Origin of the sequence: Peterkaempfera griseoplana (assembly GCF_001418575.1) — a bacterium.
GTDB classification, from domain to species: Bacteria; Actinomycetota; Actinomycetes; order Streptomycetales; family Streptomycetaceae; genus Peterkaempfera; species Peterkaempfera griseoplana.
Map to the genome: position 1 here is coordinate 1 of NZ_LIQR01000287.1, position 9,622 is coordinate 9,622.

Below are 9,622 nucleotides of genomic sequence, written 5' to 3' on the forward strand. Positions count from 1 at the left end.
ACGTGGGGACGGTCGAGGACTCCGGGGGGGCGGGTCCGGCAGGGCTCGCCGACCGGGCATGGCTGCGGGCCATGGACGCTTACACCGCGGGGGCGTATCCCCGCGCCGAGGAGGAGTTCCGGACGGCCGTACGGCTGGACCCCGGGATGGCGGACGCCTGGCTCGGACTGCACGCCCTGCGCTCCGACACCTCCGGGGCCCTGCTGGCGATGCACCGCCACCGGGACCGCTTCGGTGAGCAGCGCCGCCGCCACCGCCGGCCGCTGAGCTCCTGGTACTGGCTGGGCTGGTGGGTGCAGCCCGTCCTGGAGGACGGCCGCGACCTGGCCCTGGCTCACGCCTCCCACTGGCTGGACGGACGCCACCTCACCGAGCTGGACCGGGCGATCACCCTCTGCCCGCCCGCCGACGAGGACCCCTCGGTGCGGTTCCTGCAGGCCTGCCGCTCCTATCTGGTCAAGGACTGGGAGCAGCTGATACGCGACACCGACGGGCTGCTGGACGACCCCCTGCTGGGCATCGAGGCCGGCCTCTTCAGCGGCATGGCCCGGGTGCGGCTGGACATGTGCGCGCAGGCGGAGGCCCCGCTGTCGGCCTCCCTGGCGCGCTGCCGCTCCGAGCAGCCGCAGCGCAAGGAGCTGCGCTACTGGCTGGCCCGGGCCTACGAGGGCGCCGGACGCAGCGCGGCGGCGCTGCCGCTCTACCGCGCCGTGCACCGGGCGGACCCGGCGTTCATGGACACCGCGGCCCGGCTGGCCGCGATCATGTCCGAGGACGGGGTCGACCCGGAGCTGCTGCAGGCCGAACTGGAGGGCGCCCCGGGCTCCGCCGACGCCGGGACGGGCCGGCTGCCCGGTACCGGAGCCCCGGGCGCGAGCGGCGGCCCCGGTACGGCAATGGACCCGGGGGCCGAGCCGGAGGGGCCGGCCGCGGACGCCGAACCGGCGGACCCCGGGACCGCCGACCCGGTGGCGGCGGCCGCCGCCGACGGCGCGGAGCCGGCCGGCGGACCGCCCGAGGGCCTCCTGCGGGACCGGGTGGTGCTGCCGGTACAGCCGCTTCCGGCGGGACCGGTCGGCCAGGCCCCGGGGCCCGACCGGGAGCAGCTGGACGCGGCGCTGGCCGAACTCGACCGGATGGTCGGCATGGAGCCGGTGAAACGGCAGGTGCTGGCGCTCTCCGCGCAGCTGCGGATGGCCCGGCTGCGCACCGGCCAGGGCCTTCCGGTGCAGCCGCCCAAGCGGCACTTCGTCTTCTCCGGCCCGTCCGGCACCGGCAAGACCACGGTGGCCAGGATCCTCGGCCGGGTCTTCTACGCCCTGGGGCTGCTCTCCGGAGACCATCTGGTGGAGGCCCAACGGGCCGACCTGGTGGGCGAGTTCCTGGGGCAGACCGCGGTCAAGGCCAATGAGCTGATCGACTCCGCGCTGGACGGGGTGCTCTTCATCGACGAGGCGTACTCGCTGGCCAACTCCGGCTACAGCAAGGGCGACGCCTACGGCGACGAGGCGCTGCAGGTGCTGCTGAAGCGGGCCGAGGACAACCGTGACCGGCTGGTGGTGATACTGGCCGGCTACCCGGAGGGGATGAACCGGCTGCTCGCCGCCAACCCCGGTCTCGCCTCCCGCTTCACCACCCGGGTCGACTTCCCCAGCTACCGCCCGGGCGAGCTGACCGACATAGGGCAGGCGCTGGCCGACCGCGACGGCGACGCCTGGGACGAGGACGCCCTGGAGGAGCTGCGCTCCATCTGCGCCCATGTGGTGGGCGAGGGCTGGATCGACGAACTGGGCAACGGGCGCTTCATCCGCACCCTGTACGAGAAGTCCTGCGCCTACCGCGATCTGCGGCTCTCCGTGCTGTCCGTCCCGCCGACCCGGGAGGACCTGGCGACGCTGCGGCTGCCCGACCTGGTGCAGGCCTACGGCGAACTCATCGACGGCCGCGGCTGACCCCGGGACCGCCGGTGTCACCGGAGCCCTGCGCGGTCCCGGGGACCGCGCAGGGCGGACCGGTGTCTAGCCGCGGGCGGTGGTGGGCCGGCGGTGGTCGGGGTCGTGGACCTCACCCACCAGCTCCTCCAGGACGTCCTCCAGGGTGACCAGGCCCAGGGTGCGGCCGTCCCGGTCGACCACCGTGGCCAGGTGCGCGGCGGCGCGCCGCATCGCGCCCAGCGCGTCGTCCAGCGGGGTGCGGTTGCGCACCGCGGGCATCCGGCGCCAGATCTGCGGCGGCACCGGCGCGCGGCGGTCCTCCAGGTCCAGCACGTCCTTCACATGGAGATAGCCCAGAAAGGCACCGTCGCCGCCGGTGATCGGGAACCGGGAGTACCCGGTGGCGGCGGCCAGCTCCTCGACCCGGGCGGGGGTGGCCGAGGCGTCCACCGTGATCAGCCTGGGCGTGGGCAGCAGCACGTCGGTGACCGGGCGGCGGCCCAGTTCCAGGGCGTCCTCCAGCCGCTCCTGCTCGCCGGGTTCGAGCAGTCCGGCCTCCCGGGAGTCCTCCAGCAGGTGGGCCAGCTGCTCACTGGTGAACACCGACTCCACCTCGTCCCTGGTCTCCACCCGGAAGGCCTTCAGCACCAGGTTGGCGAAGGCGTTGAGGAAGGCGATCACCGGGGCGAGCAGCCGGGCCAGCCGGTCCAGGGGCGGGCCGAGCCACAGGGCGGCCTTCTCGGGACCCGCCAGCGCGATGTTCTTGGGGACCATCTCGCCGACCACCATGTGCAGGAAGACCACGAGGACCAGCGCGATCACATAGGACGCCAGATGGGTCGCCCCGGCGGGCACGCCCAGCGCGTGGAAGGGCACGTGCAGCAGGCCGGCCACGGTGGGCTCGGCGAGGGCGCCCAGCAGCAGCGAGCAGACGGTGATGCCGAGCTGGGCCGCGGCCAGCATCGCGGAGACGTTCTCCAGGGCGTGCAGGACCGTGCGGGCACGGCGGTTGCCCGCCGCGGCCAGCGGTTCGATCTGGCTGCGGCGTACCGAGATCACCGCGAACTCGGCGCCGACGAAGAAGCCGTTGCCCAGGAGCAGCAGCAGTGCGGCGAGGATCTGCAGGACGGTCATCGGGCCCGCTCCCCGTGTCCGCGGGGGTCACCGGGCAGCCGCCCGGTGCGCTCCAGCCGCACCCTGGAGGTGCGGCGGCGGTCGGTGCCGAGCACCGTCAGCCGCCAGCCGGGGAGTTCGGCGGTGTCGCCGGGGACCGGGATCCGTCCCAGCAGGTCCGCGACCAGGCCGCCCAGGGTCTCGTAGGGGCCGTCCGGCGCATGCAGTCCGACGGCCTCCAGCTGGTCGACGCGGGTGCGTCCGTCGGCCTCCCACACCGGCATGGAGTCCACCGGGGGCAGGGCGAGCAGGTCGGGGGTGTCGGCGGGGTCGTGCTCGTCGAGCACCTCGCCGACCATCTCCTCGATGATGTCCTCCAGGGTGACGACGCCCGCGGTGCCGCCGTACTCGTCGACGACCACGGCCATGGGCTGGCCCCGCCGCAGCAGTTCCAGCAGCCGCTCGGCGGGGAGGGTCTCGGGGACCAGCAGCGGCGGCACGGCGATCCGGGCGACGCCGGTGATGGTCCGCCGGTCGGCGGGGACCCCGAGGGCCTCCTTGAGGGTGACCATGCCGGTGACCTCGTCGAGACTGTCGGCGTAGACGGGGAAGCGGGAGAGGCCGGTGGCGCGGGTCAGATTGAGCACGTCCGCGGCGGTGGCGTCGCTCTGCAGGGCGGAGACGTCCACCCGGGGCGTCATCACGCTCTGCGCGGTGAGCCCGGCCAGGCCCAGTGAGCGGACGAAGAGGTCCGCGGTCTCCTCCTCTATCGCACCGGCCTTCGCCGAGTGCTGGGCGAGTGCCACCAGTTCGCCGGGGGTGCGGGCGTGGGCGAGCTCCTCGGCGGGTTCGATGCCGAGGGCCCGCACGGCGCGGTCCGCGGAGCCGTTGAGGAAGCTGATCAGCGGGCCGCAGGCGACGGAGAAGGCCCGGTGGGGGCCGACCACGGCTCGGGCGACCCGCATCGGCTGGGCGATCGCCCAGTTCTTGGGCACCAGCTCGCCGATCACCATCTGCAGCACCGTCGCCGCCACGATGCCCACCACCACCGCCACCCCGCCGGCGGCCGACTCGGGCACGCCGACGGCGGTGAGGACGGGGCGGAGCAGCACCGAGAGCGCGGGCTCGGCGAGCATGCCCACCACCAGCGAGGTGACGGTGATGCCGAGCTGGGCGCCGGAGAGTTCGAAGGAGAGCCTGCGCAGCGCCTTGGCCACGCCGGCCGCCTTGCGGTCGCCGGATGCCGCGGCGCGCTCGACGGCGCTGCGCTCGACGGTGACCAGGGAGAACTCGGCGGCCACGAAGAGGCCGTTGGCGACGATCAGGACAAGGGCGGCTGCCAGCAGCAGCCAGGCGGTGGTCACCGTGCCGCCTCTCCGCGGGGGACCGCGGCCGGGTCCGGGAGATCCGGCGGGTCCGAGGGTTCCGGCGGGGGCGGGACGGCGTTCGTACTACCGGACGGGTCGTCCATCGAGGGGAGGTGTCACTCCTCTGGTCGCGGTGGGGACGCGGCCTCCCTGTCGGGCGGCACACCGGTGCCGGGCGCGTCCTGATGACTGACGGCAGGGGTTTGCCCTGCCTTTACCAGCGTAGACGACGGGTCGGCGGCCGGGAAAACGGCCCTGGGGGCGGCTCAGCGTCCGTGCGCGGCGGCGGCGTGCGCGTCCACCAGGTCGCGCAGCGTCCGCGCGGCGGCGACGGCCTGCGCCCGGCCCGCCGCGGGCTGGATGCCCACCACGGCCAGGGTGGTGCCGTCCGCGGCGCCACCGCCCGGGTGCGGCGCCAGGACGGCGGCCAGCGCCAGCAGCGGCACCGCGGCCGCGGCCGCACGCAGCCCGCGGGCGCGGCGGACCCTGCCGCGGACCCGCCGCATCCGGTCCGGCGGGGCCTGCAGATCGGTGGGCACGGCCGCCAGCAGGGCCGACCGCAGCGCGGCGATCTCCTGCTCCCGGCCCTCCTCGGGGGGCTTCCCGGTCACGGCCTCACCCCGCCACCCCGACGCCGTCGGGCAGCCGGTCGCGCAGGGTGCGCAGCGCCTTCGCCGCCTGGCTCTTGACCGTTCCGGTGGAGCAGCCGAGCAGGGCGGCGGTCTCCTCCACCGTGCGGTCCTCCAGATAGCGCAGCACCACCACGGCCCGCTGCCGCGGCGGCAGCCGGCGCAGTGCGGCCTGCACGGTGCGCTCCAGGTCGACCTCCCCGTAGCGGTCGTCCGGCCCCGGCGTCTCCGGGAGCCGTTCGTGCGGCACTTCGCCCCGCCAGCGCCGCCGCCACCAGGAGGCGTGCACATGCACCATGGTCCGCCGGACGTACGCCTCGGGATGCTCGTCGGCGATCCGCCGCCAGCGGGGCCAGGTCCGGGCCAGGGCCGTCTGCAGCAGGTCCTCGGCGAGGTAGCGGTCGCCGGTGAGCAGCCAGGCCGAGCGCAGCAGCCGGGGCCCGCACAGGGCCACGAACTCCTCGAACTCCGTCCAACTGCTCCCCGCCATACCGTCCTCGTGCCGTTCGCCGCCGCCTGTCGGGTACTCCCATGCGCGCTGAACCGGTCGGTATTCCCTTCGGGTTGCCCGATGTGGCACGGATCACATCGATTGCCTGTGCGAAACCGGGCCGTGCGGCGCCCGGCCGCGCAGCGGACCGCGGGGACCCCGGGCGGCGTCCGGGCCGTCGGCGGCACGCCGGTGCCACGCACCCGGGGCACCGGGCGCGCGGACCGGCGGCGGCGAGACCCGCCGGGCCCGCGAGGGCGGTGTCCTTCGGCACTGAAGCCGGTCGTCGTGCCGTCCACCCCGGTCGACCGACAGGCGGTCAGGGCATCAGCGCGCCTCAGGAGTCGAGTACGGCGGCGACGGCCTCGATCTCGACAAGCTGGTCCTGGTAGCCGAGCACGGTGACGCCCATCAAGGTGCTGGGGACGTCGTGATCGCCGAAGGAGTCCCGGACCACCTCCCAGGCAGCCACCAGATCCTCCCGCCGGGCCGACGCGACAAGGACCCTGGTACTGATGACGTCCTGAAGCGACGCGCCGGAGGCAGCGAGGGCAGCCTGCATGTTCTCGACGGCTTTCGCCGCCTGGCCCGCGTAGTCCCCGGTCGCCGCTGTGGAGCCGTCGTCGTTCAACGGGCACGCCCCGGCGAGGAAGATCAGGCGTGACTCGGCGGGTGCCGTGGCCGCGTATGCGTACTCGGCGACGTCGGAGAGGGAGGCCGAGCGGATCAGGGTGATGGCACGAGACACGGTCGTCAGGTCCTTTCACGTCGGACACGGAAACCCAGGCATCCTGCCAACGTCGCGGCGTCTCCCGCCTCCCCTTATTCCTCGCCGGCCCACTCCTCGCCGGCCCGCCACGCAGTGACTGCCCGCGGAGGCCGGCCGTGAGGCGACTGCGCCGGATGGCACCACGACGGTGCCTCACCGTCGAAGGAGAGGGCGGTTTCCCGGTGCGCGGGCGACCGCGTGATCGGTACGCTGGCGCGGCCGCGCCCGCCACCAGGAGACGACCGCCCGCATGGACCTGACCGCCACCTTCCAGCTGACCGCCGCGGAGTTCCGCAGCGCCGTGCGCAACTCCGCGCTGATACACCGCCTGCTGCTGACCACACCCCTGCTGGCGGTCCTCGGACTGGCCGTCCTCCTGCTCGACGGCTCCCCCCTGCTCCTCTGTGTGAGCCTCGGCCTGCTGGTCGCCACCGAGGGAGTGGTCGTCCGTCTGACGGCCCGCAGGTCCGCCGTACTGTTCGCCGAGCCGTGGACGGTGCGGGTCACCGAGGAGAGCTACTCCCTGCACACCGCCGTGAGCCAGGCCGAGGTCGGCTGGCAGGCGTACCGGCAGGTCAGCGAGCGCGCCGGATTCTGGTACCTGCAGCAGACCAACGGAGTGTCGGGCTTCCTGCCGAAGCGGGTCTTCGACGACGGTGGGCAGCGGGAGCTGGCGGAGTTCTTCGCCCGCCGGCTGCCCCCTCGGAAGCGGCCCTGGTACCGCCCGTTCGCCTGACGGACCACCAGCCGGGGTGACCGCCGCGCGGGACGCCGGGCCGGGCCGCGGCTCCCCTCCGGGCGGTTGACCGGCATCCGCGGACACCTGGCCGCACATAGGGAGAGAAGAGCATGCTGAGCGCTTTCGCCGAACTGTCCACCCCGCTGGTGGCCGACGCCTGCCTGCGCACCGGCGTCCCGCTGCGCGCCGCCCCGGCCGGAGTCACCTCCGTGGTGCCCGGGCAGCGGATCGCCGGACGGGCGCTGCCCGCCCGGCACTACGGCAGTGTGGACGTCTTCCTGGAGGCGTTCGGCCGGGCCGAGCCGGGTGACGTCCTGGTGGTCGACAACGGCGGCCGCACCGACGAGGCCTGCGTCGGCGACCTGGCGGTGCTGGAGGCCGGTTCGGCGGGGCTGGCCGGCCTGGCGGTGTGGGGGCTGCACCGCGACAGCGCCGAACTGCTGGAGATCGGCCTGCCCGTGTTCAGCTACGGCTGCTACCCGCCCGGCCCGGTACGGCTGGACGAGCGCGAGCCGGAGGCACTGGTCAGCGCGCGCTTCGGACCGCATCTGGTGACCGCGGACGACATCGTCCTCGGAGACGGGGACGGGCTGCTGTTCGTCGCCGCCGCGCACATCGAGGAGGTGCTGGCGGTGGCGCACCGGATCCAGGAGACGGAGCGGGAGCAGGCCCGCCGGATCCGCTCCGGCGAGACCCTGCGCAGCCAGACGGCCTTCGACGACTTTCTGGCCCGCCGCGCGGCCGACCCCTCGTACAGCTTCCGGCAGCACCTGCGGCGGATCGGCGGAGCGATCGAGGAGTGACCACGGTGGCGGCAGGCGGCGTCGCTATGGCCCGCCCGGCCAGGAGTGGGTGACCGCGGGCCCCGGCGCGGCAGGCCCGGTCGGGGCGTCCGGGGAGGGACAGCGCCAGCGGGGCCGGGCCGCACCGGTGTCCGGTGCCGCCCGGCCCCGCGGGCCGTACGTCCAGTCAGTGGTGGAGCCGGTGGACGACGGCCGCCCAGCCCGGCTGCTTCGGCTGCGGATGGTGCCTGCCCCGCAGCAGCACCGCCCCGGCGGCGGCGCCGGTGCAGACCGCCAGCACCCCGGCGGCCAGCGGTGCGCGGCCGCGCAGGTGCCGGCCGGGGCTGCCCGGCTCGGTCACCGGCTGCAGGGTGGACGTCGGACCGGTCGGGTGGCCGTCCACCGCTGCCGTACGGCCGGCTGACCGGCCCGGCAGGTGCGCCGCGTCCCTGACCCGGTACGCGGTGTGCTGCGCGGTGTCCGCCACCGAACTCCGGACCCCGCCGAGCCGCTGCCTGGTGTGCTCGGCCCGGCGGTGTGCCGCACGGCCGGGGGAGACCTTGTCGGCGAGCCGGTCCACCGTCTCCGACAGATGGCGGCGGGTGTCCTCGATCTCGTGCCTCAGCTCCTCGGGTGTCGCGCCCACTTGGCGTCCTCCTTCAACGTCTCCACGGTGTGCTGCGGCCTGGGACTGACGGCGTGCAGCTTGCGGCGCCCGAGCACTGCCAGCACTCCGGCGATCACCGCCCACACCCCGGCCACCACCAGGGCCGCCCATGCGATGTCCATCAGGTGCGCCAGCCCGAAGACCCCGGCGAGACTGCCGAACAGCAGCAGCAGATGGCCGGCGTACCCGGCGCCGCCGAGCATGCCCGCGCCCTTGCCGGCCTTGGTGGCCTCTTCCTTCATCTCCATCCGGGCCAGGGTCATCTCCTGGCGCATCAGCAGCGACAGGTCCCGTCCCACCTCGCCGACCAGTTCGCCCACCGAGGCCTGGTCGCCGTCACGCGCGGCCGAGCGCCGGTCGACGATCGGTTCGTACACCTGGGATCCCGCCATGGTGGGCCTCCTTCACCCTCGGCATGGTCGTCCTCCCCCTCTGCGCCGGGTTTCCCGTGAGCCTCGCGGCAAACCCCGGCAGGCCGGGTCAGCGGTCCGGGACGGTCTCCAGCAGACTCCGCAGGGAGCGCTCCTCGGCGCAGCGGCCCGCGCCGCGCACGGCGGCGGTGCCGGGTTCGGGGGCGATCCACACGGGGGTGCCGGTCGCCTTCTGGATCAGCAGGTCCAGGCCGTCCAGCTGGGCACCCTCACCGGTCAGGGTCACCCCCTGGTCCAGGATGTCCCGGTACAGCTCCGGCGGGCAGCGGTCGAGCACCGCGCCCACCGCCGCCACGATCCGCTCCAGCGGGTCCCGCATCGCGGCCCTGACCTCGCCGGTCTCCAGGGAGAGCGTCACCGGCATCCCGGTGGCGGTGTCCATCCCGCGTACCGACAGCGGGCGGCCGTTCGCCTCGGCCTCGGCCAGCCCGGTCTTGAGCTTCTCGGCGGTGTGCCGGCCGATGTCCAGCTGGTGGCGCTTGCGCAGATGCGTACGGATGGCGCTGTCCAGCGCGTCGCCGGAGACCGGCACCGACCGGGCGGCGACCACCCCGCCCAGGCACAGCACCGCGATCTCGGTGGTGCCGGCGCCCACATCGACGACCAGGCTGCCGGTGGCCTCCTGAACCGGCAGTCCCGCGCCCACGGCGGCGGCCACCGGCTTGGGCAGCATCCGCACCCGGCCCACCCCCACCTGGCGG

General features: G+C 74.7%; 11 protein-coding genes. 3 read left to right on the forward strand and 8 right to left on the reverse strand.

The window, feature by feature from the left end; translation table 11 throughout:
* Positions 1 to 2 precede the first annotated feature (2 nt).
* The gene (locus AOK09_RS21235; protein WP_063796025.1) at positions 3 to 1,952 is read left to right on the forward strand and encodes an AAA family ATPase; all 1,950 of its coding nucleotides are present in this window, start codon (positions 3 to 5) and stop codon (positions 1,950 to 1,952) included.
* Between the two features lie 66 nt (positions 1,953 to 2,018).
* Here AOK09_RS21235 and AOK09_RS21240 read toward each other — a convergent pair whose 3' ends face one another.
* The 5 genes from AOK09_RS21240 to AOK09_RS21260 form a co-directional block, all read right to left on the reverse strand.
* Positions 2,019 to 3,068: a hemolysin family protein gene (locus tag AOK09_RS21240; RefSeq protein WP_055588807.1), complete on the reverse strand. Its 1,050-nt coding sequence runs from the start codon at positions 3,066 to 3,068 to the stop codon at positions 2,019 to 2,021.
* Positions 3,065 to 4,411: a hemolysin family protein gene (locus tag AOK09_RS21245; protein ID WP_055588808.1), complete on the reverse strand. Its 1,347-nt coding sequence runs from the start codon at positions 4,409 to 4,411 to the stop codon at positions 3,065 to 3,067. Before AOK09_RS21245 ends, AOK09_RS21240 begins: the two co-directional genes overlap by 4 nt.
* A gap of 269 nt (positions 4,412 to 4,680) precedes the next feature.
* Complete coding sequence (locus AOK09_RS41140; RefSeq protein ID WP_055588809.1) at positions 4,681 to 5,025, reverse strand: hypothetical protein; 345 nt, start codon at positions 5,023 to 5,025, stop codon at positions 4,681 to 4,683.
* 4 nt (positions 5,026 to 5,029) lie between these two features.
* Positions 5,030 to 5,533, reverse strand: coding sequence for a SigE family RNA polymerase sigma factor (locus AOK09_RS21255; RefSeq protein ID WP_055588810.1), 504 nt, complete (start codon positions 5,531 to 5,533; stop codon positions 5,030 to 5,032).
* A 337-nt stretch (positions 5,534 to 5,870) separates the two neighbouring features.
* Positions 5,871 to 6,281: a RidA family protein gene (locus tag AOK09_RS21260; protein ID WP_055588811.1), complete on the reverse strand. Its 411-nt coding sequence runs from the start codon at positions 6,279 to 6,281 to the stop codon at positions 5,871 to 5,873.
* A gap of 271 nt (positions 6,282 to 6,552) precedes the next feature.
* On the opposite strand from AOK09_RS21260, the gene AOK09_RS21265 reads away from it, so the two are divergent.
* Both AOK09_RS21265 and AOK09_RS21270 read left to right on the forward strand, forming a co-directional pair.
* Complete coding sequence (locus AOK09_RS21265; protein ID WP_055588812.1) at positions 6,553 to 7,038, forward strand: YcxB family protein; 486 nt, start codon at positions 6,553 to 6,555, stop codon at positions 7,036 to 7,038.
* A gap of 113 nt (positions 7,039 to 7,151) precedes the next feature.
* Positions 7,152 to 7,844: an RraA family protein gene (locus AOK09_RS21270; protein WP_055588813.1), complete on the forward strand. Its 693-nt coding sequence runs from the start codon at positions 7,152 to 7,154 to the stop codon at positions 7,842 to 7,844.
* A gap of 166 nt (positions 7,845 to 8,010) precedes the next feature.
* Here the strand turns inward: AOK09_RS21270 and AOK09_RS21275 are convergent, their stop codons facing one another.
* The 3 genes from AOK09_RS21275 to AOK09_RS21285 form a co-directional block, all read right to left on the reverse strand.
* Entirely contained in the window at positions 8,011 to 8,469 is a 459-nt protein-coding gene (locus AOK09_RS21275) for a DUF3618 domain-containing protein (protein ID WP_055588814.1), read from the reverse strand.
* Positions 8,445 to 8,882: a phage holin family protein gene (locus AOK09_RS21280; protein WP_055588815.1), complete on the reverse strand. Its 438-nt coding sequence runs from the start codon at positions 8,880 to 8,882 to the stop codon at positions 8,445 to 8,447. Before AOK09_RS21280 ends, AOK09_RS21275 begins: the two co-directional genes overlap by 25 nt.
* Positions 8,883 to 8,970: 88 nt before the next feature.
* On the reverse strand, positions 8,971 to 9,622 hold a 652-nt coding region (locus AOK09_RS21285), incomplete at its 5' end, for a rod shape-determining protein (RefSeq protein ID WP_175609329.1).